We start from the raw sequence: 23,892 nt of genomic DNA, 5'->3' as shown, positions 1-23,892 counted from the left end.
TGCCTCGCTTCCTGTGGGGTTCGCGCCGGGTCAGGCGGACGGTCCGGCCGGCCCGCCGAGGACCCGTTGGATCAGGGTGACCTCGTCGGCGCCGCTGTCCGGCACGATGAAGTCGTCGAGCCGGCAGATGTCGTCCACCGCGTCGAGGATGTCGTCGGGCGAGGCCGGCTCGGCACCGCCGTACCAGCCGGGGGTGACGCCCAGGAAGATCCGCCCGACCCGGCCCCCGCCGACGGTGAGGATGTGCCGGTTGAGCCGGCACTGCTCGGAGGCGAGGAAGGTCGCCACCGCCGCCACGTGCTGCGGGTCGAACCGCTCGGTCAGCTCACCGAGCAGGTTCTCGGTCATCCGGGTCGCGGCGGTCGGCGCGATCGCGTTGACCAGGATGCCCCGGCGTGCGCCCTCCAGCGCGAGCACGTTCATCAGCCCGATCAGACCGGCCTTGGCCGCGCCGTAGTTGGCCTGACCGAAGTTGCCGAACAGGCCGGACGACGAGCTGGTCAGCACGATCCGGCCGTAGCCCTGGGCGACCAGGTGCGGCCAGGCCGGCCGCAGCACGTGGAACGCCCCGGCCAGGTGCACGTCGAGCACCGCGCGGACGTCCTCGTCGGACATCTTGGCCAGCGTCCGGTCGCGCAGGATGCCGGCGTTGTGGATGACCGCGTCGAGCCGGCCGTAGGCGTCGATCGCCCGGCCGACCAGGTCCGCGCCCCCGGCGGCGGTGGCCACCGAGTCGGTCGAGGCGACGGCGGTGCCGCCGGCCGCGCGGATCTCCGCGACGACCCGCTCGGCGGCACCGGAGGACCCCGAGCCGTCGACCGTCCCGCCGAGGTCGTTGACGACCACCGACGCGCCCCGTGCGGCGAGGGTCAGCGCGTGCGCCCGGCCGATGCCGTTGCCCGCGCCGGTGACGACGACGACCCGGCCGTCGAGGGTGACCCGGGCGCTCATCGCTCGTTCCCCAGGACCGCCACGAACGCGACGCAGGAACCGGGCTGCCCGCCGAGGTTCTGCGCCACCGCCAGCCGGGCGTCGGGCACCTGCCGTGGGCCGGCCTCCCCGCGTAGCTGGGTGAAACACTCGAACATCATCCGCAGCCCGGTCGCGCCGATCGGGTGGCCGAACGACTTGAGCCCGCCGTCGGTGTTGACCGGCAGCGCCCCGTCGGGATCGTAGCGGCCGTCGAGGATGTCCCGCCACGCCCTGCCCCGGGCGGAGAAGCCGAGGTCCTCCATCAGCACCACCTCCGTCGGGGTGAAGCAGTCGTGCACCTCGGCCAGCGAGATCTGCGCCGCCGGGTCGGTCACCCCGGCCTGCTCGTACGCCTCGCGGGCGGCGGTGACCACCTCCGGGAAGCTGGTGAAGTCGTAGCCGTCGGCGGCCAGGCCGGCCCCCGACCCGGCGACGAAGCTCATCCCGCGCAGGTAGACCGGCCGGTCGGTGTACCGGTGGGCGTCCTCGGCCCGGACCAGGATCGCCGCCGCCGCGCCGTCGGAGACGCCGGAGCAGTCCATCACGCCGAGCTGCCCGGCGATCCGCGGCGACCGCTCCACCGTCTCGGCGGTAACCGCCCGACGGAACTGGGCGCGGTCGTTGCGCGCCCCGTTGGCGTGGTTCTTCACCGCGACCTTCGTCATCGCGGCGCGCATCTCCCGCTCGTCGATCCCGTACGCGGCCTGGTAGGCCGGGGCGAGCAGGGAGAACCCGGCCGGCGCGGTCCAGTCGACGTCGGTGCCGTCGGCGGGTGGGAAGACCGCCGACAGCCCGGAGTACGACGAGTCCTTCAGCTTCTCCACCCCGGTCGCCATCACCATGTCGTACGCCCCGGAGGCGACCGCGAACGCCGCGTTGCGGAACGCCTCGGAGCCGGTGGCGCAGTAGTTCTCCACCCGGGTCACCGGCTTGCCGACCAGCCGCAGCGGGCGGGCCAGGGTCTGCCCGGACAGCCCCGACCCCTGGGTGCCGACCCAGAACGCGTCGACGTCGTCGAGGGTGACGTCGGTCAGCGACCCGACGCACTCCTGCACCGCGTCGACCAGGAGGTCGTCGGCGGAGGAGTTCCAGTGGTCCCGGAACGGGGTGCAGCCCATCGCGACGATCGCGACGTCGTGGGTGGTGCGCCTACTGGCCATCGGCGGTGTCCTTCCCTGGCGCGGCGTCCGCGGGTGCCGGGCGGAGCTTCCAGAAGTAGTTGTGGATCGAGTCGGTGGTCCAGAGCCGGCGGAAGACGGGGGTCATCGCCATCCCCACCGTCACGTCGCCGGGTGCCACGTCGGTGGCGTACGCGCTGAGCCGGCCGCCGCCGTCCACGTCGGCGACGACGATCGCCACCTCCGGTTCCGGCATGGTCGTCAGGTGGTCCCGGGTCACCGAGACCACCCGGGCGGTGCGCTCGCGCAGCGACACCTTCCCGGTCGCGGTGCCCGCCCCGACGATGCCGCAGGACGCGCAGACCCGGCCGGGTGGCGTGGTGACCCGGCCGCAGGCGTCGCACCGGCTGCCCTCCAGCCGGTACTTCCAGCCGGCCCGGCGGTGCATCGGCGGGGCCGCCGGGGCGGGGGCCGCCGGCCGGGCCGGACCCTGCACGTCGAGCAGTCCCCGCCAGCGCAGGTAGCGGCCGTAGCCGACACGCTGCCGGGCGGCGAGCTGCGCGCGGACCGACGGGCCGCCCCGGGCGGCGCGGACCCCGTCGCCGACCCGCAGCACGAACGCGTCGGCGCCCTCGGTGGCCGACAGCAGCAGGATGGTCTGTCCGGGCTGCGCCTCGTCGAGGGCGGCGGCGAGCAGCAGCCCGGGGTGGGCGGCGCCGGTGAAGCCGGTGGCCCGTTCGACGGCCGCGTCCTGACCCGCGCCGCCAGACGCTGTGCGCAGCGCTGTCGCGCCGCCAGACGCTGTGCGCAGCGCTGTCGCGCCGCCGAGCGCCTTGCGCAGCGCCGCCGCGGCGCGCGGGTTCGACGACGACACGACCACCTGGTCGACGGTGTCCAGGGACGCCTCGGCCAGGGCCCGGTGGGCGGTGTGCAGGCCGGCGGCGACCAGGATCTCGGCGGTGAACCGTTCGTCCCAGACCCGGTCGTGCCGTTCCCCGGGCAGTCGCCAGCGGTCCAGCACCTCGGCGGTGTGGCCGGCGCGGGCGAGGAGCACGGCGGCCCGCCGGCCGCCGACGAACGCCGCGGCGGCGTCGCCCTGGGCCAGCTCGTCGGGGGCGCCGGGCCGGGTGGTACGCACGTCGGCCAGGGCCGCGGTGGCGACGCCCCGCAGGGCCAGGTCGAGGGCGGACGCCCCGGCCCGGTGGCCGCGCAGGTCGAGCGCGGTGACGCCGGGGTCGAGCCCCAGCGCCTCGTGCGCCACCCCGGCGGAGGTCTTCGCCTCGTAGGGCGCGTTGGTGGTGGCCAGCAGCAGGTGCCGGCCGGCCGGGGTGGCGGCGGCGACGTGCCGCAACGCCTCGACGGCCATGGTGACGGCGTCCTCGTCGTGGCCGGCGACGCTGCGGGCGGGGCCGCCGGCACGGGCCGGGGTGGTCGGGTCGAGCCTGTTGTCGTCGAGCGCGTACGCCGGGAGGTAGGCCGCGTAGGCGTCGATGCCGGGTTGCTCGGGCATGGGTCGCGGGTTCTCCTTCAGCTCCACGAGGGGATGGCGGCGAGCAGGCGGCGGGTGTAGTCCTGCCGCGGGTGGTCCAGCACGGTCAGCGCGTCGCCCTGTTCGACGACCCGGCCGCCGCTCATCACCGCGATCCGGTCGCACAGGTCGCTGGCGAGCATCAGATCGTGGGTGACGAAGAGCAGGCCGATGCCGAGTTCGTCGACCAGGGTGCGGAACAGGTCGACGACCTTGGTCTGGGTGGTGACGTCCAGGGCGGTGGTGCACTCGTCGGCGATCACCAGCGCGGGGCGGGTGACCACGGCGAGCCCGATGGCGACCCGCTGCCGCAGGCCACCGGAGAGCTGGTGCGGATAGCTGGCCAGCACCCGGCCGGGATCGTCGATCCGCATCTGCGCCAGCACCTCCACCGAGCGGCGCTCCACCTCGGCCCGGGTGATGTCGCGGACGTGCCGGCGCAGCACCTCGGCGAGCTGGGTGCGGACCCTCATCAGCGGGTTCAACGACCGTGACGCGTCCTGGAACACCATGCCGACGGCGCTGCCCCGGACCCGGTCGGTCCGGTCGACGCCGGGGGCCACCACCTGCTCGCCGGCGACCGCGACGGTGCCGTGGTCGACCCGGACGTTGCGGTCGAGCAGGCCGACGACGGCGCGGGCCAGGGTGGTCTTGCCGCTGCCGGACTCGCCGACCACGCCGACGATCTGACCGCGGCGGATCTCCAGGTCGACGTCGTCGAGCAGCCGCAGGTCGTCGACGGCGAGCCGGGCGGTGATGGACAGCCCGCGGACTTCCAGCAGGGCGCTCATCGCCGCCTCTTCCGTGGGTCGTGGTGGGTGAGCAGGGCGTCGCCGAGCAGGTTCACCAGCAGCACCAGCCCGGTGATGGCGAGGCCGGGGAAGAAGGCGATCCACCAGGCCTGGCTCAGCTCGTCCTGGCCCGAGGCGAGCATCGAGCCCCAGCTGTTCATCGGCGGCACCACGCCCAGGCCGAGGAAGCTCAGCGCGCTCTCCACCAGGATCGCGGTGCCGACCTGGAGGGTGCCGAGGGCGACGATGGTGCCGGCGAGGTTGGGCAGGATGTGCCGGAACACGATCCGGGGCTCGGACGCGCCGGCGGCGCGCAGGCCGACGACGAACTGGCGTTCCCGGATGGCCAGGGTGGCGGAGCGGGTGACCCGGGCGCACACCGCCCAGCCGGTGAGCGCCAGCACCAGGAACAGCACCGGCAGCGAGCTGCCCCGGTTGGCGATGATGGCGAGGGCGACCAGGATGAACGGCAGGGCGAGCTGGGCGTCGATGAGGATCGAGATGACCCGGTCGACCCAGCCCCGGAAGTAGCCGGCCAGCAGGCCGAGCAGCGTGCCGGGGCCGATCGCGACGAGCGCGCCGACCAGGCCGATCACGATGGTCAGCCGACCGGCCGAGACGAACTGGGTGAGCAGGTCCTGGCCGAGCTTGTCGGTGCCGAGCGGGTGCGCCCAGTCGCCGCCGGCCAGGAACGCGGGCGGCCGGCGGGTCGCGTCGAGGTCCTGGCCGGCGTCGGGCAGCAGCCCGGTCAGCGGCAGCACGAACACCGCGACGGCGGTCACCGCCAGCGGCAGGGCCAGCCAGAACACCGAGGTACGCCGGCGACGGGTGGCCCGCCGGGGCGGCGGCACCGCGGCGGTGACCGGATCGAGTTCGAGTTGGCTCATGCTCACCGCACCCTCGGGTCGACGATCGAGTGCAGGACGTCGACGAGCAGGTTCAGCACGACGAAGACCAGCGCGCCGAACACGACGATCGCCTGCACCAGCGGGAAGTCGCGGAACTGGATGGCCTGCAGGGCGAGCTGCCCGAGACCCGGCCAGGAGTAGACGTACTCGACGGCGACCGCGCCGGAGAGCAGGATGCCGGTCTGCAGCACCACGATCGTCAGGATCGGCATCATCGCGTTGGTGAACGCGTGCCGCCACACCACCCGGCGGGTGCTGACGCCCCGGGCGCGGGCGGCGTCGATGTACGGCTCGGCCAGCGCGTCGCTCATCGAGGCCCGGGTGAGCCGGGCGATGTGCGCCATCGGGTAGACCGACATGGTGAGCGCGGGCAGGATCAGGTGCTTCGGGCTGCCGGACTGGCCGGCGGGCAGCCAGCCGAGCTTGACGGCGAACAGCACCACCAGCATCATCCCGAACCAGAACACCGGCACCGACTGGCCGAGCAGGGCCAGGGTGGAGGCCGCCCGGTCCCACCAGGTGCCCTCCCGGGTCGCCGCGAGCACCCCGAGCGGGATGCCGACCAGCAGGGCGAGGGCCATGCCGGCACCGACGAGTTGCAGGGTGAACGGGAGCCGGTCGGCGATCATCGAGGTGTTGGACTGGTAGAACTGCAACGACTGGCCGAGGTCGCCGGTCAGGACGCCCTTGAGATAGTCGAGGTACTGGACGGCGACGGGCAGGTCCAGGCCGAGCTGGTGGCGCAGCGCCTCGCGTTGCTCGGGTGGGGCCATCGGGCCGAGGATGGTGGCGGTCGGGTCGCCGGAGAGCCGGCCGAGCAGGAACGCCAGGCTGAGCGCGATGAGCAGCGAGGCGAACAGCGACGCGAGCCGGCCGCCGATGCGGCGTACGGTGCGGGCCTTCATCGGCGGGACCTCCAGCGCGCGCCGGGCATCGCGGCGAGCAGTTCGCGGGTGTAGTCGTTGTCGGGGGTGTCGAAGACCCGGTCGCACGGCCCCGACTCGACGACCCGGCCCCGGTACATCACGTGCACGACGTCGCAGAGCGAGCGGACCACGGCCAGGTCGTGGCTGATCATCAGCAGCGCCGCGCCGGTGGTCGTCCGGATCTGCCGCAGCAGGGCCAGCACGTCGGCCTGGACGGAGACGTCGAGGCCGGAGGTCGGCTCGTCGGCGACGATGAGGCGGGGGCGCATGAGCAGGGCGCGGGCGATGCAGACCCGCTGCGCCTGGCCCCCGGAGAGCTGGTGGGGGTAGCGGTCGAGCAGGTCCGGGGCGAGCCGGACCCGGCCGAGCAGGTCGGCGTCGCCGATCCAGGAGGTCCGCTCGGGTTGCAGCGCCCGCAGTTCCCGTAACCCGGAGCGGACCGACTGGCGGGGGTCGAGCGAGCCGTGCGGGTCCTGGAAGACCACCTGCACCTCGGGGCGCAGCCGGCGCAGCTGGGCACGGCTGATCGCCGAGAGCTGGTGGCCGAGCAGCCGGACGTCGCCCCGGCCGCGCGGACCCAACCCGGTGGCCGCCATGGCGAGCGTCGTCTTGCCGGAGCCGGACTCGCCGACCACGGCGACGCTCTCGCCGGCCGCGATGCGCAGCGACACCTGGTCGACGGCGCGGAAGAGCGCGCCGCTGCCGCCGTCGCGGTGCTCCACGACGAGGTCGGTGACCTCCAGCACGGGGGTGTCCGACTCCGGGGTGCGGGGGTGCCGGGCGAGGTCGCCCGGCACCCCCGTCTGCACTACCTCGGACATCGTCAGCGGGTCGTCTTCGTGAAGTCCACGGTGTTCAGCGGGCCGAACACCACGCCGGAGACGCCGGGGGCGGTCGCGTAGTTGAACACCTGCCGGTACAGCGGCACGTAGCAGTGCTTCTGGACCACGCCGATGGTGTTGAGCTGCTCGTAGAGCGGCGCGGCCTGCTGGGCGTCGTTCTGCTCCAGGGCCTGCTGGGCGAGCGTGTCGATCTGCGGGTCGGGGCAGTTGCCGGTGATCGACTTCGTCTTCATGAAGCCGCTGACGAAGTAGTCCGGCACCGCGACGTTCGGCACCCCGGCGAAGATCGACAGGCCGGGCACCTGGCGGCCGACGATCCGCTTGACCAGCGTGCCGTAGTCCAGCGGGACGTAGCTGACCGTGAAGCCGGCCTTCTCCAGGCTGCCGCCGACGGCCTGGGAGACCTCCTCGATGTTGGTGTACTGGGCCGCCGGGTAGGTGATCTGGACGGTCGGCTTGGCCCCGCCGACGAGTTCCTTAGCCCGGGCGGCGTCGGCGGTCACGCTCTGCGTCGGCTGCTGACCGGGCTTGACGTTGAGCAGGCCGGCGTCGGAGACCGCCTGGCCGTCGAAGATGCCCTTGACGATGGCGTCCCGGTCGATGGCCAGGGCTGCCGCCTCGCGCAGTTTCGGGTCGTCGAACGGCGCCTTGGTGGAGTCGAGGAAGGCGATGATCTTCATGGCGGTCTCGGTGCTCACCACCTCGACCCCGGCCGACTTGGCCGCGCTCGCCTGGGCCGGGGGCAGGTCGAAAGAGACGTCCACGCTCTTGCTCTGGATCAGCGCGAGCCGCTGGGCGGCCTCGTTGGCCCAGGTGAAGGTGACGCCCTCGTTGGTCGCCTTGGTGCCCCAGTAGTCGGGGTTGCGCTTGACCGAGATGTCCCGTCCGGCGTTCGCGCCCGACCAGACGTACGGGCCGGTGCCGACGGGGGCGGCGGCGAAGCCCTCCGAGCCCTTCTCCTGGTAGTACTTCGGCGGCACCAGGTAGACGGTGGTGAGCAGGTCGGGGATGTCGTACTGCGGGGTCTTGGTCTTGAGCACGACGGTGGTGGCGTCGGGCGCCTCGATCGCGGTGACGTTGCCGAAGTACGACTTGAGCTGCGAGGCCGGGTTGTCGCGGGTGAGGGTGATGGTGTTGGCCACCGCCGCCGCGTCGGCCTGCTCGCCGTTGCTGAAGCTGATCCCGGGCCGCACGGTGAACGTCCAGGTCGTCGGGTCGGTACGGGTCCAGCCCGTCAGCAGGCCGGTGTCGGTCGGCGCGAGGTCGCCACCGGTGTTGATCAGGGGTTCGAGCATGGTCGCCCAGACGATCTGGGCGGAGCGAGCGCCGACGATCGGGTCGAGGGTCGCCGGTTGGGCGGCGAGCAGCGCCCGGACGGGGGCGGTGCGGGACGAGCCGGTGGAGTCGGAGTCGGAGCCGCCGCACCCGGTGAGGCCGGCGCCCACGACGGTCAGCGCGGCGGCCAGTGCCCAGGAGCGCCGGGAGCGCAGGGATTTCATGATCATCGTGGTGTCCTTCACTGCGATGGACCCGTCATGTCTCCGCGTGAGGCGGCGGTGACGTTCGCCACAAAGTACCGACCAGCCGGTATCAAGTCAACGGGTCGACCGGGTATCCCGCTCATGACATTCACGTGACACAGGGCCGCCGGCCAGCGGCGTTGTATTCATACCGACCGGTATGTATGATACCGCGGTGACCAGCACCCTCACCCATGGGCACGACGGCCGCCTCGCCCGGGTCCGCTACGACAACGCGGCGCGCGGCAACTGCTTCGACCTCCCCGCGCTGCACCACCTCGTCGACACCCTGGAAACCGCCGCCGCCGACGACAGGTGTGCGGTCATCCACCTCGACCTGGCCGGCAAGAACTTCTGCGCCGGCTGGGACACCTCCTCCTTCACCGCACTCGCCGCCGCCAGCCAGGAGGCGGTCGCCGCCGACCTGCGGGCCAGCGACGACGCGCTGCACCGGATCCGGCGGCTGCCCGTCCCCCTCGTCGCCGGCGTCCGGGGCCGGATCATCGGGTTCGGCGCCGGCCTGCTCGCCGCCGTCCACCTGCCGGTCGCCGCCATGAGCGCCCGGCTCTCCCTCCCGGAGGCGCGCTACGGCTTCGCCCCGGCCGGCGTCGGCCACACCGTCGCCCGGTCGCTGCCCCGGCCGCACGCCTACCACCTGCTCACCAGCGCGGCGACCGCGACCGCCGGGCAACTGCTCGACTGGGGTCTGGTCGTCCGGGTGGTCGCCGACGACGACCTCGACCGGGCGGTGGGCCACCTCCTGGACACCCTGTTGGCCGTGCCGGGGTCCACCCTGCGGGCGGTGGTCGAGGTGGTCGAGTCCAGCCTGGCCACCGGCACCGCCGACCGGGCGTACGACATCTCCGCCCGCACGATCGTCGCGGGCCCGGCCACCCGGGGAGCAGCCTGATGACCCGACGATTCCAGCCCGGCGAAGCGGTCTGGGTGGAGCTGTGCACCCCCGACCCGGAACGGGCCGAGACCTTCTACGCCGCGTTGCTCGGCTGGACGGTGCGCGCCGAACGCCTCGGTGCCACCACCTACCGGATGTGCAGCGTCGACGGGCGGGACGTCGCCGGGATCTCCGACGCCGCCGCCCTGCACGGCGACCGCCCCCGGGGCTGGCTCACCTACTTCGCCGTGGACGACATTGCCGCCTCCGCGCGACGGGCGGTGGCGCTCGGCGGCGAACTGGTCACGCCCCCGCGCTACCTGCCGGCGGCCGGCACCGGCGCGGCGGTCGTCGACCCGTTCGGCGCGGCCTTCGGCCTCTACCAGGGCGAGACCCGCGTCGGCGTCCAGACGGTCAACTCGGTCGGAGCGCTGTGCTGGAACGAACTGGACACCGGTGAGCCCGCCGAGGCGGTGGCCTACTACCGCGCCCTGTTCGGCTACACCGCCCAACAGCGCGATGACTCGCCGACGGCCCGCCCCTACACCGTCCTGACGCTCGGGGACGTCCCGGTCGCCGGGGTCCTCGAACTCGACAACGCCTGGCCGAACCTCATCCCCTCGACGTGGATCACCTACTTCACCGTCGCGTCCCTCGACGACGCGCTGGCCCGGGTGACCGCCCTCGGCGGGTTGCCGACCGTCGGGCCGGTGGACAGCCCGCACGGACGGCTGCACCTGGTGAAGGACCCGGGTGGCCACACCCTGTGCCTCATCCAGCTCGAAGCCGGGCTCCGCCCCGACCACCACTCCTGCGATCCGGCGGTGACCCGATGATGGCCGAGCCCCTGTTCGACTCCGCCGAGTTCCGCCAGGTGTGCGGGCACTTCCCCACCGGCGTGACCGCGGTGACAGCGGTGACCGCGGACGGCACCGTCGCCGCGTTGACCGTGAACTCGTTCACCTCGGTCTCGTTGGAACCGGCGAAGGTGCTCTTCTGCGTCACCAGCTTCTCGTCGAGCTTCCCCGTCCTGCTCGGGTCGGAGCGGATCGCGATCCACATCCTCAGCCAGGACCAGCAGGACGTGGCCCGGCGGTTCGCCACCTCGGGGCTGTCCGGGGCGCAACGGCTCGACGGGGTGTCCTGGGTGCCCGGCGTCGACGGCGTGCCGCTGCTGCCCGACACACCGGCGATCCTCACCGGGCGACGCGACCAGGTGATCACCAGCGGCGACCACGTGATCGTCCTGATCGACGTCGACCAGGTGCACCTGAAGCAGACGGACGTGCCGGCGCTGTCGTTCTACCGGGGCCGGTTCGTCACGCCGTCCCGCACGGCGACCGAGTGAGCGCCGGTCGCCGGGCTCAGCCGTAGTAGCGGAACACGATCTCCGCCACGCAGCAGGGTTGCGACGTCTCGGCGAACTCCACCACCACCGAGGCCTTGGCCTGCACACCGGCGGCGCCCTCCCCCACCGGGGCGATCGGCTTCGCCGCGACGAGGGTCGCGGTGCCCTGGATCTCGACACCCGGGGGCAACGGCCGGACGAAGCGGACCCGGTCCAGACCGTAGTTGACCCCCATCGAGAAGGTCCGCACCGCCAGGATGTCGGCGAGCAACCGGGGGACGAGGGCCAGGGTCAGGAACCCGTGCACCACGGTCGAGCCGAACGGCCCGGACCGGGCGCGCTCCACGTCGACGTGGATCCACTGGTGGTCCCCGGTGACGTCGGCGAACTGGTCGACCTGCTGCTGGGTCACCACCCGCGGGGCGCTGACGCCCAGCTCCGCACCGACCAGGGCCAGCAGGTCGTCCGGGGTGTCGATGGTGGTTCGTCGCAGGGCGCGCATCGGCGGGGCTCCGTTCCAGGTGGCGGGTCCAGGGTGTCGGTCCGGTCCAGGGTGTCGGTCCGGGGCGGCCCCGGGCGGCGATCCGGTTCTCGCCATTCCGACTGGCGGGTATCTAACACCGGCTGACGGGACAGTTCAAGGACACATTTCATACCGACCAGGTGGTATGCTGCTGTGACGCGTGGCGACGAGGGGGTTTTACGGTGTTCGACGTCTACCGGTTGCCCGAGGAGCACGACGCGATCCGTGAGGCGGTTCGTGAGGTCTGTGCCGCGAAGGTGACCCCGTACGCGGCCGAGGCCGACGAGACCGGTGAGTTCCCCCGGGCGTCGTACGACGCGCTGCGGGCCGCGGACTTCCACGCCCCGCACATCCCCGAGGAGTACGGCGGTGCGGGTGCGGACGCTCTGGCCACCGCGATCGTGATCGAGGAGGTGGCCCGCGCCTGCGCCTCGTCGTCGCTGATCCCGGCGGTGAACAAGCTGGGCACGATGCCGCTGATCCTGGCGGGCTCGGAGGAGGTGAAGCAGCGGTACCTGCCGCCGGTGGCGGCCGGGGAGGCGATGTTCTCGTACTGCCTGTCGGAGCCGGAGGCCGGCAGTGACGCGGCGTCGATGACGACCCGGGCGGTGCGTGACGGTGATCACTGGGTGCTCAACGGCGTCAAGCGGTGGATCACCAACGCCGGCGTCTCCGAGTTCTACACGGTGTTCGCGGTGACCGACCCGGCGGCGCGGTCGCGGGGGATCTCGGCGTTCGTGGTGGAGAAGTCCGATCCGGGGGTCAGTTTCGGCGCTCCGGAGAAGAAGCTCGGCATCAAGGGCTCCCCGACCCGGGAGGTCTACCTCGACAACGTACGCATCCCCGCCGACCGGATCATCGGTGAGCCGGGGACCGGTTTCGGCACCGCGATGCGGACCCTGGACCACACCCGGGTCACCATCGCCGCGCAGGCCGTCGGTATCGCCCAGGGCGCCCTGGACTACGCCAAGGGGTACGTGCGGGAGCGTCAGCAGTTCGGCAAGGCGGTGGCGGAGTTCCAGGGCATCCAGTTCATGCTCGCCGACATGGGCATGAAGCTGGAGGCGGCCCGGCAGTTGACCTACACCGCCGCCGGGAAGTCCGAGCGCGGCGACGCGGACCTGACGTACTTCGGGGCGGCGGCGAAGTGTTTCGCCTCCGACGCGGCCATGGAGATCACCACCGACGCCGTGCAGCTCCTCGGCGGCTACGGCTACACCCGTGACTACCCCGTCGAACGGATGATGCGCGACGCCAAGATCACCCAAATCTACGAGGGCACCAACCAGGTCCAGCGGATCGTGATGGCCCGCCAGCTCCTCAAGGACTGACGCTCCACCGCCGGCCGCTCCACCGCCGGGCGGTCAGGCGGACAGGCCCTCCAGCACCATCGCGCTGAACTGGCGGGCCACCTCGTCGACGCTGAGCGGACCACCCACGTTGAGCCACTGGTACGCCCAGGCGCACATGCCGACCAGCCCGAAGGTGGCGATGCGGGGGTCGACGTCCGGGCGGAACGCCCCCCGGGCCACCCCGTCGGCGACCATCCCGGCGAAGGCCGCCTCCACCAGGCCACGTTTGCGGGTCACCTCGGCGAACAGGTCACCGGTGAGGTAGCGCCGCTCCTGGTAGAAGATCGTCACGTGCGCCCGGTACTCGGCCACGCTGGTCAGGCTGAACCGGATCAGCTCCCGTACCCGGACGGTCGGGTCGTCGCTGTCGGCCTCGATCTTCTGGATGGCGGCGAGCTGCGCCTCCAGGTACTCCTCCTGGATGTGCCGCAGCAGGTCGTCCTTGCTGGCGAAGTGGTGGTAGAAGGCCCCCTTGGTGAGCTGCGCCTGGTCGGCGATCTCCTGCACCGAGGTACGGTCGAAGCCACGCTGCTCGATCAACCCCAGCGCACTCGTGATCAACGAGTTGCGGGTGTTCTCCGGGTCGTACCCGTCGGGCCAGCGTTGCCGGCGTCGGGTCGACTCCGGGCGGGACGTCGCACGCGCCATTGGTGGCCTCCTATCCCCTGTACAGCCACACAATGCTACCGTCCGGTCGGTAGGAACCGAAGAGAGCCACCCCGGTCAATCCGCCCGAGAATTGTCGCGCCTCGTCCGCCCGCCGGGGAACACCTCCGACGACGCGGGAAGGTGTCCGACCGTCGACGACCCCGCACGGGCGGTACGCGGCAGCCGGCCCGATCCGCGTTCCCGGTGCGGCCCGGGACCGCAGCGCCGCCGGCCGCGGAGGACGGGGACCGGTGGCGCGGACCGGTTCAGCGCCGGGCGTCGCCCGACCGCCCCCGACCGACCCGGTGACCGACCCGCGGCGGGCGGACCACCGGGGACGTCACCGATCCGGGACGGAACTCCCGGGCCGCGCCGGCCACCAGTTCGTCGGGATCGTCGACGAGTGACCGCCGCAGGTGCGCCGGGACCAGCTCCGAGGTCGCCACCGCCATCCGTACCTGCACGGACCGGTCGTCGACCAGACGGCGCAGGTCCGCCTCGTCCAGCGCGACGGCGGCCACCAGCGCGGCACGGACGTCCGGTACGGGATCTGCGGCGAGCGCGCCGCGCTGGGCGGCGGTGGTGCGCGGATTGCGGGCCAGCCCCTTGCGCACCCGGGCCGTGCGGTCGGCCAGCAGCGCGGTGATCACCTCGGGGTCGTGGGTGTGCGCGGCGAGCCGTTCCCGCACCTCGGGGGAGACGTCGTCGACCAGCCGCGCGGCCAGCTCGGGCTCCAGTTCCCGCGACTCGGCGAGCAGACCACGGAGTTCCTTGTCCGCGGTCTGGACCATCGCCCGGCGTACCGACGTGTCGCAGGCCGGGTTGCCGGCGACCGCCCAGCGGACCCACCGGTCGGCGTCCCGGACCAGGCGCAGCAGGTTGGCGACCGAGGTCGACGGGTTCCTCGCCACCGCTTCCCGTACCTCACGGTCATGGTCGCGGGTCAGCGGTCGCAGCGCCTGGGCGGGCGCGTCGGGCCGGCTGGCGACCGCCCGGCGGACCACCGGCGACGGGTCGGCGGCCAGGTCGATCAGGGTCAGGTGGGTCGTGCCGGGAGCCTGGGCGAGGGCGAGCCGGGCCTCGACCCCGCCGTCCGTCGCCTCCTGCGCCACGGTGCCCGACCCACGGTGACGGTCGGTCCCGCCGACGTCCTGCTGCTCGCCCATGGGCGTCATCATGTCACGGGCCGCAGCGGCGATGCCCCGGCCCGGCGGCCGGGCGCGGCCCCACCGTGGTGGGACAATCTGACGGGGTGAACGCCGAACAGCCCACCGACGACGTCCGCACCCCCCGGGCGCAGCTCGGGTCGAGCCCGCAGCACCTGCTGGCCACCCTGCTCGGTGAGTACCTCGACTCCGCGGACGCCGACCTGCCGTCGGCGGCGGTCATCGCGATGCTGCGGGAGTTCGGGATCACCGAACCGAGCGCCCGTGCGGCCCTGTCGCGGCTGGTCAAGCGTGGTCTCATCGCAGCCCGGGGTAACACCCGGCCGCCGGTCTACCACCTCACGCCCGCGGCGATCGCCCGGCACCGCTCCCGGATGCGGCACTTCCTGGACTTCGGCGCACGCCCACCACACTGGACCGGAGACTGGGTGGTGGTCTCCTTCTCGGTCCCCAGCTCCGGCCAGGCCGCCCGGCACGCGGTGCGCCGGGCGCTGACCGGCCACGGTTTCGTGGGCCTCTACGACAGCGTGTGGATCCGGCCGGGCAGCCACGCCGGACCGGTGCGGGAGGAGCTGACGGCGCTGCTGCACGCCGTCGAGGGGGCGCGCTGGTCGGTGCTGCACGCCCGGTTCGACGAGGAGTCCGGCCCGCACGGCCCGGCCGCCGCGTACGACCTGACCGGCCTCGCCGCCGGCTACACGGCCTTCGTCGCACGCTACGCGCCGTTGCGGGCGGCCGCCCGCCGGGGCTCGGTCGACCCGGCCACGGCTCTGGTGGCGCGCACCTCCGCGATGGACTCCTGGCGGCGGTTCGCCGACACCGACCCGGACCTGCCCGCCCATCTGCTGCCGCAGCCCTGGCCCCGCCAGCAGGCCCGGGAGACCTTCCTGGACGTCCACGGCGCGCTCGGCGCGCTCGCCCGCGCCCGGCTGGTCGAGGTGGCTGCCCCGCACTGGCCGGCCGCCGCCGGCTGGATCACCCACTTCGACGCCACCCGGGACGCCACCCGCCCGGAACCGGCCGACGGCCCGCCCGGAGTCCCACGCCGTACCGGCTGACCGGCCCGGACGGGCGTCGGACCCGGCCCGCCAGCCGGGCAAGACATTGACACTTTTCGTTACCACAGTGATAGTAACTGCATACCGCGACCGCCTGTGGGGACTGCGGCCGGCGGTCGACGCGTCCACGTCGGCCCGCCCCGCCGCCGGCGCCGACCACCCTGGTCGGGCCCGGCGGCAGCCCCGCCACCGCAGGGGTGCCACCGCCGACACCCGCAGGAGGGTGCATGCCACTCAGATCGAAGCTCTACGCCGGCCTGACGGCCGCGCTCGTGCCGGCAGCCGCCGTGCTGATGACCCTCGGCGCGACGCCGGCCGACGCCGCAGTGGGCGGATCGGGGCCCTACCCCGCCGACTACGAGACCTCGGCCAGCCTGCCCAACCACACCATCTTCCGGCCGCAGACGCTGCCGACCGAGCGGCTGCCGATCCTCGTCTGGGGCAACGGCGGCTGCTCGGCCAACGGCCTCTCACAGGGCAACTTCCTGCGTGAGATCGCCTCGCACGGCTTCCTGGCCATCGCCAACGGCGGGCCGAACGCCTCCGGCTCCACCAACTCGCAGATGCTCACCCAGTCCATCGACTGGGCAGTGGCGGAGAACTCCCGTCAGGGCAGCAAGTACTACAACCGGATCGACACCGGCAAGGTCGCCGTCGCCGGTTTCTCCTGTGGCGGTCTGGAGGCGTACGCCGTCTCCAACGATCCCCGGGTGACCACCACCGGCATCTTCAGCAGCGGCCTGCTCAACGACGCCGACGACTACCAGCTCCGGCGGCTCACCAAGCCGATCGCCTACTTCGTCGGTGGCCCCAGCGACATCGCCTACCCGAACGCCATCGACGACTGGGGCAAGCTGCCGGCCGGGCTGCCCGCCTTCATGGGCAACCTCAACGTCGGGCACGGCGGCACCTACGACCAGCCCAACGGCGGCGAGTTCGGCCGGGTGGCGGTGCTCTACCTCAAGTGGCGGCTCAAGGGCGACACCACCGCCGGCACCAACTTCGTCGGCGCCAACTGCGGGCTCTGCCGCACCCAGTGGACCGTCCAGCAGAAGAACCTGACGCTCGGCGACCCGCCGCCGACCACTCCCCCGCCCACCACGCCGCCGCCCACCACGCCACCGCCGACCACTCCCCCGCCGACCACGCCGCCACCCACCACTCCGCCGCCCGGCGGGAACGCCGGCTGCACCGCGGTCTACGCGGTGCAGGACCAGTGGAACGGCGGGTTCGTCGCCAACGTCAGCGTCACCGCGGGAACCAGCGCGCTCACCGGCTGGCGGGTCACCCTGAACCTGCCGAGCGGAGCGTCGGTCACCTCGCTGTGGAACGGCGTCGGCAGCGGCACCAGCGGCAGCGTCACCGTCACGAACCAGAGCTACAACGGACGGCTGGCCGCCGGACAGGCCACCAGTTTCGGCTTCCAGGGCACCGGGACCGGTGCCGGCGCCACCGCCACCTGCACCGGAAGCTGAACGACCACCCGAGGAGGCAGGCGGATGGTCCGCGGCGGGCCGGTACCGGGTACCGGCCCGCCGTCGGGTGTTCTAGGGTGCCGCCATGACGCGCGCACCCCGGGAGGCGGAGACCCGCATCGGGCCGGTCGGCGCCTTCCTCTGCCGGCTGGTCTTCCTGGCCATCTGCCTGCCCGGGCCGGCCCTGCTCGCCGCCGACCTGCTGGGCGACCTGCCGGTGTCGACCGGGGAGCGCTGTGGCCTGCTCGCCGGCGGGGTGTTCACCACCGTCGTCAGCGTCGGCTTCGGCCTTTTCGGCTGGCGGGTGGTCGACCGGTCCCGCCGCGACGCGCGCCAGCTCGACGCCACCGGGGTCGCCGCGACGGCGGAGATCCTCACCGTGGCGCACCACCTCGGCGGCGAGGACCCGGGGCTCCTGCTCCACCTGCGGATCCACGGACCCGGGTTCGCCGCCTTCGAGGCCGACACCGTCCGGCCCGACGACCCGGCGCTCGTGCCCGGTGCGCTGCTGACCGCTGTCGTGGACCCGGCGGACCGGCTCTACCGGGTGGGGTGACGGCCCTCCGGCCGACTCAGGCCGCGCCCCGCAGATCCTCCTCGATCCGCCGCGCCGTGGCCAGCAGCGGCGGCAGCAGCTCCCGCCGGATCAGCTCGAAGGACCCCCGGCTGGCGTGGGCGGACAGGTTCACCGCCGCGACCACCGTGCCGTCCTCGCCGTGGATCGGCGCGGCCAGCGAGCGCAGACCCTCCTCCAGTTCCTGGTCCACGATGGCGTAGCCCTGGCCGGCGATCCTCGTCAGGACGGCCCGCAACCTGGCCGGGTCGGTGACGGTGCGCCGGGTCAACGGCCGCAGCGACGCGGTGGCGAGGTAGTCGTCCAACCAGTCCGCCGGCTGCGCGGCCAGCAGCACCCGTCCCATCGAGGTGGCGTACGCGGGGAACCGGGTGCCGACGTTGATCCCCACCGTCATGATCCGCTTGGTGGGCACCCGGGCGACGTAGACCACCTCGTCGCCGTCGAGCACCGACACCGAACAGGACTCCTGCACCTGCGCGACCAGGGCCTCCATGTGCCGCTGCGCGATCTCGGGCAGGCCGAGGCCCGACAGGTACGCGTAGCCGAGGGCGAGGATCCGCGCCCGCAGCGAGAACAACCGGCCGTCGGTGTGCACGTAACCCAACTCGACCAGGGTGAGCAGGAACCGGCGGGCGGCGGCCCGGGTCAGCCCGGTCCGCCGGGCCACCTCGCTCAGCGTGAGCCGCGGGTGCTCGGCGTCGAAGGCCCGGATCACCGCGAGTCCGCGCTCCAGCGACTGCACGAAGTCCGGCGACCGCGCCGCCTCCCCGCCCACGCTCACCCCGCCTCCCGCCGCAGGACCTCCCGGGCCACCCGGAACGCCCGGTTCGCCGCCGGTACGCCAGCGTAGACGCCGACCTGGAGCAGCACCTCCGCCACCTCCTGCGGGCTCAGCCCGTTGCCCAGCGCGGCCCGCACGTGCATCGCCAGCTCCTCGTCGTGGTGCAGGGCGGCCAGCACGGCGAGGGTGACGCAGCTACGGGTACGCCGGTCGAGACCCGGCCGGCTCCACACCTCCCCCCACGCGTAGCGGGTGATGAAGTCCTGGAAGTCGGCGGTGAACTCGTCGGTGCCGGCGACCGCGCGGTCGACGTGCGCGTCACCGAGCACCTGCCGGCGTACCGCCATGCCGGCCTCGTGCCGCTCGTGGTCGTTCATCGCCCACCCGGTTCCTCGAAGTGCTCCCGCAGGAGCCGACCCACCGGCCCGGCCTGCTCGACGTTGGCCAGGTGCGCCGCCGCGCCGAGGACGACCAGCCGCGCCCCGGGGATGCCCCGGGCGATCTCCCGGGCGTGCGCCACCGGGGTCGCCGGATCCTCCGCGCCCGCGACGACCAGCGTCGGCGCGTCGATCCGGCCCAGGTCGGGGCGGAGGTCCATGGCGGCGATCGCCTCGCAACAGGCGGCGTAGCCGGCGGGGGGCGTCGCGGTGAGCAGGTCCCGGCACCCGGCCACCACGTCCGGCTGGGCCACGGCGAACGCCGGAGTGAACCAGCGGGCCACCACCGCGTCGGCGATCGTCGACAGGCCGCCGGCCCGTACCGTCGCCGCCCGCTCCCGCCACGGGGCGGGCGGAGGGAGCCACGCCGCGGTGCACAGCAGCGCCAGGCGCCGCACCCGCTCGGGCGCGTGGGCGGCGAGCCACATCCCGACCATCCCGCCGAGGGACAGCCCGGCGTAGTGCACCCACGGCACCGCGAGGGCGTCCAGCGTCCGCAGCACCTCCCGGCCCAGCAGGTCCAGGGTGTACGGCCCGTCCGGCACCGCCGAGCGGCCGTGACCCAGGTGGTCGTACCGGATGACCCGGAACCGCTCGGCGAGCACCGGGACCTGGGGTTCCCACATCGCTGCGGTGGTGCCGAGGGAACTGCCGAGCAGCAGCACCGGCGCGGCGGCCGGACCGTCGACGGTGAGGTGCAGCCGGGAGGTCACCGGCCCGCGCCCCGGACGGCGGCCAGCGCCCGGTCGACGAGCGGGCCGGCCGACCCGAGCCACCGGTGCGGGTCGAGCGCCTCGTCGAGCTGCGCCTCGGACAGGTGGGCGCGGATCTCGGGGTCGGCGAGCAGCGCGGCCCGGAACGAGGGTGCGGCGGCGGCGCGGGTGACCAGGTCGTGCGCGGCGCTGCGCCCGACGGCGGGGGCCAGCCGGGCGGCGACGGCCTCGGCGAGCACGAGCCCGCCGGTCGCGTCGAGATTCGCCCGCATCCGTTCCGGGCGGACCTGCAAGCCGGCCAGCAGCCGGGCGCACCGGCCGGCGGCACCGCCGGCCAGGTGCAGCAGCTCGCACAGCGGCTCCCACTCGGCGTGCCAGCCGCCGGCGGACCGCTCGTGTTCCTGTACGACCGCGCCGAACAGGGTGGCGACCAGGCCGGGGCCGCGGCGCGCCGCGGCCCCGATCAGGATCGAGTCCACCGGGTTGCGCTTGTGCGGCATGGCCGAGGAGCCGCCCCGGCCGGTGCCCCCCTCGGCGACCTCGCCGATCTCGGTCTGGGCGAGCAGCCCCACGTCGAGCGCGACCTTGCCGGTCGCCGCGAGTGCCGCACCGAGGGCGGCGGTCAGGTCGAGGCGGGGCTGCCGGCAGGTGTGCCAGGGCAGCGGGCTCGCGGGCAGCCCCAGCCGGGCCGCGAACCGCTCGGCGACCCGCGGACCGGCCGGGCCGAGGGCGGCCAGGGTGCCGACCGCGCCGCCGAGCTGGGCGGGCTGCCCGGCACCCGCCTGCCGGAGCCGGTCCCGGGCCTGCGCCAGGCCGGTCGACCACCCGGCGGCCTTGAGCCCGAAGGTGGTGGGTGCCGCCTGCTGCCCGAGGGTCCGGCCGACCAGCACGGTGTCCCGGTGGGTGGCGGCGAGCCGGGCGGCGGCGTCGACGGCGGCGTCCAGGTGGCGCAGCAGCGGACCGAGCGCCCGCACCGCCACCAGGCTCAGCGCGGTGTCCAGGATGTCCTGGCTGGTCGCCCCGAGGTGCACCCACGGCCGGGCCGGGGCGGGCACGGCGGCGGTCAACTCCCGCACCAGCGGGACGACCGGATTCCCGGCGGCGTCGGCGGCCCGGCCGAGGGCCACCGGGTCGTACCGCTCGGGGCGGCACCGGGCGACGATCGCGTCGGCAGCCGACCCGGGCAGCACACCGGCGTCCGCCCCGGCCCTGGCCAGCGCCGCCTCCCCGTCCAGCAGCGCCCGCAACAGGGCCGGGTCGCCGAGTTCGGCGTCCACGTCCGGGGTACCGGAGAGGCCGGAGAGCAGGCCGTCAGACGGCGAAGAAGACGGTCTCACGGTCACCCTGGAGACGGATGTCGAAGCGGAACCCGTCCGACGCGGTGGTGGCCAGCAGGGTGGCCCGCCGGTCGGCGTCGAGACCGCGCAGCACCGGGTCGACGGCGTTGGCCGCCGGCTCGTCGGGGAAGTAGAGCCGGGTGACCAGGCGGTGCAGCAGCCCCCGGCCGAGGATCGACAGGTTGAGGTGCGGGGCCTCGGTGCCGCCGTCCGGGGCGGGCAGTGCCCCCGGTCGGACGGTCAGCAGCCGGTACCGCCCCCGCTCGTCGGTCTCGCTGCGGCCGAACCCCCGGAATCCCGCGAGCGCGGGCGGCCAGGCCCCGCGCGGGTCGTCCGGATGGTCGAACCGGCCGTCCGGGTCGGCCTGCCAGCTCTCCACGAGCGCGTCGACCACCGGTGTTCCGGTGCCGTCGAGGATCCGGCCCCGGATCCAGAACGCCCCCGGGGTGCCCTCGGGGACGACGTACGGGCCGTCGGGCCAGTGCAGACCGATGCTCAGGTACGGCCCCACCGTCTGTGCCGGGGTGACGCCCAGCCGTTCACTCATCGTCGTCGCCGTCCTCGAAGGGGGTGCCCTCCCGGCCCCGCAGCACGATGTCGAACCCGTACGCCAGCGCCCACTGCGGCACCGTGCCGGCGTGGTCGTAGCGGGCGACCAGCCGCTGCCGGGCGTCCGGGTCGCGGATCGCGTGGAGCACCGGATCCTGGAAGAAGAGCGGGTCGTCGGGGAAGTACATCTGGGTGACCAGCCGTTGGGTGAACGCCCAGCCGAACAGCGAGAAGTGGATGTGCGCCGGCCGCCAGGCGTTGTCGTGGTTGCGCCAGGGGTACGCGCCGGGCCGCACGGTGACGAACCGGTAGCGCCCCCGGTCGTCGGTGAGGGTCCGGCCCACCCCGTCGAAGTGCGGGTCCAGCGGGGCCGGCCAGGTGTCGCTCGCGTGGCGGTAGCGCCCCGCGGCGTTGGCCTGCCAGATCTCGACCAGCGTGTGCGGCACCGGGCGACCGTCGCCGTCCCGGACCCGGCCGTGCACGATGATCCGCTGCCCCTGCGGGGGGCCGTCGTGCTGGCGGGTCAGGTCGTGGTCGAGGTCGCCGAGGCGTCCCTCACCCAGCAGCGGCCCGGTGACCTCGGTCAGCCGCTGCGGCAGGTGGACCGGCGGCTGCCGTGGGGCCCGCGTCACGGTCGACCGGTAGCCGGGACTGAGCAGCGGTGGGTGGGTGTCGACGTCGTCGCGCCGGTACGCCGGCAGCACCGGCGCACCGCCGGCCTCCCCGGTCATCGTCCCTCCCGTGTGGTCGTCGCCAACGCCCGTAGCACCGCCAGCTCGTGCGGCGTCGGCGGGTCACCGGTGGTCAGCGGCTCGGCCACGGCGAGGTCCCAGCCGGTGGCCGCCCGGGCCCGTTCCCGGGTCACCCCGGGATGCAGCCGGGTCAGGGTCAGCTCGCGGCTGACCGGATCGGGTTCGAGCACACCCAGGTCGGTGATCACCAGGCGGGGACCGCCGCCGCGCAGGCCGAGCCGTTCCCGGTCGCCCGGTCCCGCCCCGTACCCGACCGAGGTGACGAAGTCGACCCGCTCGACGAAGGTGCGGAGGTTCTGCCGGACGACCACCACCACCTCACGGCAGGAGGCGGCGATCTCCGGTGCGCCACCGGCGCCGGGCAGCCGCACCCGGGGGGCGTCGTAGTCGCCGACGACGGTGGTGTTGAGGTTGCCGTACCGGTCGAGCTGCGCCGCGCCGAGGAAGCCGACGTCGATCCGGCCGGGCTGGAGCCAGTAGTTGAACACCTCGGGCACCGACACCACCGCGTCGGCGGTGTCGGCGAGGATGCCGTCGCCGATGGACAGCGGCAGCCGGTCCGGCTTCGCGCCGAGGCAGCCGGACTCGTAGACCAGCGCCAGGTGCGGGGCGTGGGTCGCCCGGGCGAGGTTCGCCGCCGTGCTGGGCAACCCGATCCCGACGAAACAGGCGGTGCCGTCGCGCAGTTGCCGGGCGGCGGCGACGGTCATCATCTCGTCGGCGGTCCAGTCCGTCGTCGCGTCCGCCCCGCTCACGTCGCCGCCCCGGCCCGGTGCACGTGCTCGTCGAGCCAGGCCCGGAAGGTGTCGCGGTGCCGGCTCACGGCGTCCCACGCCCGGTAGAAGTCGTTGTCCCGGACCGAGTAGCCCTGCGCGTAGGAGGGGTGCGCGCCGCCGGGCACCTCGGCGACGGCGGTGACCGCCCAGCCGGGCAGCACGACCTGGCCGGGCACCGGCGTCAGCTCGTCCACGATCTCCTCCACGGTGACCAGCGACCGGTGCGCCGCGAGCACGGCCTCCTTCTGCACCCCGGTGATGCCCCAGAGCTGCACGTTGCCGGCCCGGTCGGCGCGCTGCGCGTGCACCACCGTCACGTCCGGGCGCAGGGCCGCCACGGCGGTGAGGGTCTCCCCGGTGAAGGGGCAGGTGACGGAGCTGACGTTGGCCGTGTGCCGGGGCAGGTCGGTGCCGGTGTAGCCGCGCAGCACGGCGAACGGCAGCCCGGACGCCCCGGCCAGGTAGCGGTTCGCCATCCCGGCGTGGCTGTGCTCCTCCAGCTCCAGCGGGCGCGGCCAGCCCTGCTGCACGGCGTCCCGGAAGCGGTGCAGCGAGCCCACCCCCGGGTTGCCGCCCCAGGAGAAGACCAGGCGACGGGCGCACCCGGCCCCGATGAGCTGGTCGTAGACCACGTCGGGGGTCATCCGGACCAGGGTGAGTTCCCGCCGTCGCTGGCGGATGACCTCGTGACCGGCGGCGAACGGGATGAGGTGGGTGAACCCCTCCAGCGCCACCGTGTCGCCGTCGCGGACCAGCTCCGCCACGCCGTCGGCGAGCGAGACGAGCCGCGCCATCAGCCTCCCCCGCCTGCCGCGAACCGGGCACCGCCGGCTGTGCGCCATGCGGACCGCCGTACTCATGTCGAACGTACGACGGACAGCGACATACGTCAACGCGTTGACG

The 23,892-nt window shown here is 73.8% G+C and carries 26 protein-coding genes; 7 read left to right on the top strand and 19 right to left on the bottom strand.

The window, feature by feature from the left end:
• Nucleotides 1–30: 30 nt before the first annotated feature.
• From GA0070623_RS00820 to GA0070623_RS00785, 8 genes are read right to left on the bottom strand one after another with little or no spacing between them, the layout of a single operon-like run.
• A complete protein-coding gene (locus GA0070623_RS00820; RefSeq protein ID WP_067309622.1) occupies nt 31–951 on the bottom strand; it encodes an SDR family NAD(P)-dependent oxidoreductase in 921 nt (306 codons plus the stop codon).
• On the bottom strand, nt 948–2,132 hold the full coding sequence (locus GA0070623_RS00815; protein ID WP_067309625.1) for an acetyl-CoA acetyltransferase: 1,185 nt from the start codon (nt 2,130–2,132) through the stop codon (nt 948–950). The genes GA0070623_RS00820 and GA0070623_RS00815 overlap by 4 nt, the downstream gene beginning before the upstream one ends.
• Nucleotides 2,122–3,600, bottom strand: a complete 1,479-nt coding sequence (locus GA0070623_RS00810) for a zinc ribbon domain-containing protein (RefSeq protein ID WP_157517558.1) — start codon at nt 3,598–3,600, stop codon at nt 2,122–2,124. The genes GA0070623_RS00815 and GA0070623_RS00810 overlap by 11 nt, the downstream gene beginning before the upstream one ends.
• A gap of 17 nt (nt 3,601–3,617) precedes the next feature.
• Nucleotides 3,618–4,409, bottom strand: coding sequence for an ABC transporter ATP-binding protein (locus tag GA0070623_RS00805; protein ID WP_067309632.1), 792 nt, complete (start codon nt 4,407–4,409; stop codon nt 3,618–3,620).
• Nucleotides 4,406–5,296 carry an ABC transporter permease gene (locus tag GA0070623_RS00800; protein WP_067309634.1) on the bottom strand — a complete coding sequence of 297 codons (891 nt, stop codon included), beginning with the start codon at nt 5,294–5,296 and terminating at the stop codon, nt 4,406–4,408. Before GA0070623_RS00800 ends, GA0070623_RS00805 begins: the two co-directional genes overlap by 4 nt.
• A gap of 2 nt (nt 5,297–5,298) precedes the next feature.
• Nucleotides 5,299–6,222 carry an ABC transporter permease gene (locus tag GA0070623_RS00795; protein WP_067309637.1) on the bottom strand — a complete coding sequence of 308 codons (924 nt, stop codon included), beginning with the start codon at nt 6,220–6,222 and terminating at the stop codon, nt 5,299–5,301.
• Nucleotides 6,219–7,064 carry an ABC transporter ATP-binding protein gene (locus GA0070623_RS00790; RefSeq protein ID WP_084261362.1) on the bottom strand — a complete coding sequence of 282 codons (846 nt, stop codon included), beginning with the start codon at nt 7,062–7,064 and terminating at the stop codon, nt 6,219–6,221. Before GA0070623_RS00790 ends, GA0070623_RS00795 begins: the two co-directional genes overlap by 4 nt.
• 2 nt (nt 7,065–7,066) lie before the next feature.
• Nucleotides 7,067–8,590: an ABC transporter substrate-binding protein gene (locus tag GA0070623_RS00785; protein WP_157517559.1), complete on the bottom strand. Its 1,524-nt coding sequence runs from the start codon at nt 8,588–8,590 to the stop codon at nt 7,067–7,069.
• Nucleotides 8,591–8,780: 190 nt separating this feature from the next.
• On the opposite strand from GA0070623_RS00785, the gene GA0070623_RS00780 reads away from it, so the two are divergent.
• From GA0070623_RS00780 to GA0070623_RS00770, 3 genes are read left to right on the top strand one after another with little or no spacing between them, the layout of a single operon-like run.
• Nucleotides 8,781–9,515 (top strand): enoyl-CoA hydratase/isomerase family protein, encoded by a 735-nt coding sequence (locus GA0070623_RS00780; RefSeq protein WP_067309643.1) that lies wholly within the window; start codon nt 8,781–8,783, stop codon nt 9,513–9,515.
• Nucleotides 9,515–10,333: a VOC family protein gene (locus tag GA0070623_RS00775; protein WP_067309646.1), complete on the top strand. Its 819-nt coding sequence runs from the start codon at nt 9,515–9,517 to the stop codon at nt 10,331–10,333. The genes GA0070623_RS00780 and GA0070623_RS00775 overlap by 1 nt, the downstream gene beginning before the upstream one ends.
• Complete coding sequence (locus GA0070623_RS00770) at nt 10,330–10,845, top strand: flavin reductase family protein (protein WP_084261364.1); 516 nt, start codon at nt 10,330–10,332, stop codon at nt 10,843–10,845. The genes GA0070623_RS00775 and GA0070623_RS00770 overlap by 4 nt, the downstream gene beginning before the upstream one ends.
• A gap of 16 nt (nt 10,846–10,861) precedes the next feature.
• Here the strand turns inward: GA0070623_RS00770 and GA0070623_RS00765 are convergent, their stop codons facing one another.
• Nucleotides 10,862–11,347 (bottom strand): MaoC family dehydratase, encoded by a 486-nt coding sequence (locus GA0070623_RS00765; RefSeq protein WP_067309653.1) that lies wholly within the window; start codon nt 11,345–11,347, stop codon nt 10,862–10,864.
• A gap of 203 nt (nt 11,348–11,550) precedes the next feature.
• Here GA0070623_RS00765 and GA0070623_RS00760 point away from each other — a divergent pair, with 203 nt between their 5' ends.
• Nucleotides 11,551–12,699 carry an acyl-CoA dehydrogenase family protein gene (locus GA0070623_RS00760; protein WP_089003849.1) on the top strand — a complete coding sequence of 383 codons (1,149 nt, stop codon included), beginning with the start codon at nt 11,551–11,553 and terminating at the stop codon, nt 12,697–12,699.
• A gap of 33 nt (nt 12,700–12,732) precedes the next feature.
• Here GA0070623_RS00760 and GA0070623_RS00755 read toward each other — a convergent pair whose 3' ends face one another.
• Nucleotides 12,733–13,368 (bottom strand): TetR/AcrR family transcriptional regulator, encoded by a 636-nt coding sequence (locus GA0070623_RS00755; protein ID WP_067313893.1) that lies wholly within the window; start codon nt 13,366–13,368, stop codon nt 12,733–12,735.
• A 266-nt stretch (nt 13,369–13,634) separates the two neighbouring features.
• On the bottom strand, nt 13,635–14,534 hold the full coding sequence (locus GA0070623_RS00750) for a DUF2336 domain-containing protein (RefSeq protein WP_067313895.1): 900 nt from the start codon (nt 14,532–14,534) through the stop codon (nt 13,635–13,637).
• Between the two features lie 86 nt (nt 14,535–14,620).
• Between GA0070623_RS00750 and GA0070623_RS00745 the strand changes: the two genes are divergently transcribed.
• The 3 genes from GA0070623_RS00745 to GA0070623_RS00735 all read left to right on the top strand — a co-directional run bounded on the left by GA0070623_RS00745 (nt 14,621) and on the right by GA0070623_RS00735 (nt 17,623).
• Complete coding sequence (locus tag GA0070623_RS00745) at nt 14,621–15,592, top strand: PaaX family transcriptional regulator (RefSeq protein ID WP_067313898.1); 972 nt, start codon at nt 14,621–14,623, stop codon at nt 15,590–15,592.
• Nucleotides 15,593–15,819: 227 nt separating this feature from the next.
• Nucleotides 15,820–17,067, top strand: a complete 1,248-nt coding sequence (locus GA0070623_RS00740; protein ID WP_067313899.1) for a cellulose binding domain-containing protein — start codon at nt 15,820–15,822, stop codon at nt 17,065–17,067.
• Nucleotides 17,068–17,152: 85 nt separating this feature from the next.
• Nucleotides 17,153–17,623: a hypothetical protein gene (locus GA0070623_RS00735; protein WP_067313900.1), complete on the top strand. Its 471-nt coding sequence runs from the start codon at nt 17,153–17,155 to the stop codon at nt 17,621–17,623.
• Nucleotides 17,624–17,639: 16 nt separating this feature from the next.
• Here the strand turns inward: GA0070623_RS00735 and GA0070623_RS00730 are convergent, their stop codons facing one another.
• Genes GA0070623_RS00730 through GA0070623_RS00695 form a run of 8 tightly spaced genes read right to left on the bottom strand, consistent with a single transcriptional unit; the run spans nt 17,640 to nt 23,783 of the window.
• Nucleotides 17,640–18,425, bottom strand: coding sequence for an IclR family transcriptional regulator domain-containing protein (locus GA0070623_RS00730; protein ID WP_067313906.1), 786 nt, complete (start codon nt 18,423–18,425; stop codon nt 17,640–17,642).
• Complete coding sequence (pcaC, locus tag GA0070623_RS00725; RefSeq protein WP_067313908.1) at nt 18,422–18,802, bottom strand: 4-carboxymuconolactone decarboxylase; 381 nt, start codon at nt 18,800–18,802, stop codon at nt 18,422–18,424. Before pcaC ends, GA0070623_RS00730 begins: the two co-directional genes overlap by 4 nt.
• Nucleotides 18,799–19,575, bottom strand: a complete 777-nt coding sequence (gene pcaD, locus GA0070623_RS00720; RefSeq protein WP_067313909.1) for a 3-oxoadipate enol-lactonase — start codon at nt 19,573–19,575, stop codon at nt 18,799–18,801. Before pcaD ends, pcaC begins: the two co-directional genes overlap by 4 nt.
• Nucleotides 19,572–20,918, bottom strand: coding sequence for a 3-carboxy-cis,cis-muconate cycloisomerase (gene pcaB / locus GA0070623_RS00715; RefSeq protein ID WP_067313914.1), 1,347 nt, complete (start codon nt 20,916–20,918; stop codon nt 19,572–19,574). The genes pcaD and pcaB overlap by 4 nt, the downstream gene beginning before the upstream one ends.
• Entirely contained in the window at nt 20,887–21,459 is a 573-nt protein-coding gene (gene pcaG / locus GA0070623_RS00710) for a protocatechuate 3,4-dioxygenase subunit alpha (protein WP_067313916.1), read from the bottom strand. The genes pcaB and pcaG overlap by 32 nt, the downstream gene beginning before the upstream one ends.
• A complete protein-coding gene (gene pcaH / locus GA0070623_RS00705; RefSeq protein ID WP_067313918.1) occupies nt 21,452–22,192 on the bottom strand; it encodes a protocatechuate 3,4-dioxygenase subunit beta in 741 nt (246 codons plus the stop codon). Before pcaH ends, pcaG begins: the two co-directional genes overlap by 8 nt.
• Nucleotides 22,189–22,968, bottom strand: a complete 780-nt coding sequence (locus tag GA0070623_RS00700; RefSeq protein WP_231932612.1) for a CoA-transferase subunit beta — start codon at nt 22,966–22,968, stop codon at nt 22,189–22,191. Before GA0070623_RS00700 ends, pcaH begins: the two co-directional genes overlap by 4 nt.
• Nucleotides 22,965–23,783: a CoA transferase subunit A gene (locus GA0070623_RS00695; RefSeq protein ID WP_067313920.1), complete on the bottom strand. Its 819-nt coding sequence runs from the start codon at nt 23,781–23,783 to the stop codon at nt 22,965–22,967. The genes GA0070623_RS00700 and GA0070623_RS00695 overlap by 4 nt, the downstream gene beginning before the upstream one ends.
• Nucleotides 23,784–23,892: the final 109 nt, after the last annotated feature.

The sequence above is a fragment of the Micromonospora rifamycinica genome, assembly GCF_900090265.1.
Taxonomy (GTDB): Bacteria; Actinomycetota; Actinomycetes; order Mycobacteriales; family Micromonosporaceae; genus Micromonospora; species Micromonospora rifamycinica.
The sequence above is the reverse complement of the archived record's forward strand: the minus strand, read 5'-3'. Positions and strand labels throughout refer to the sequence as shown.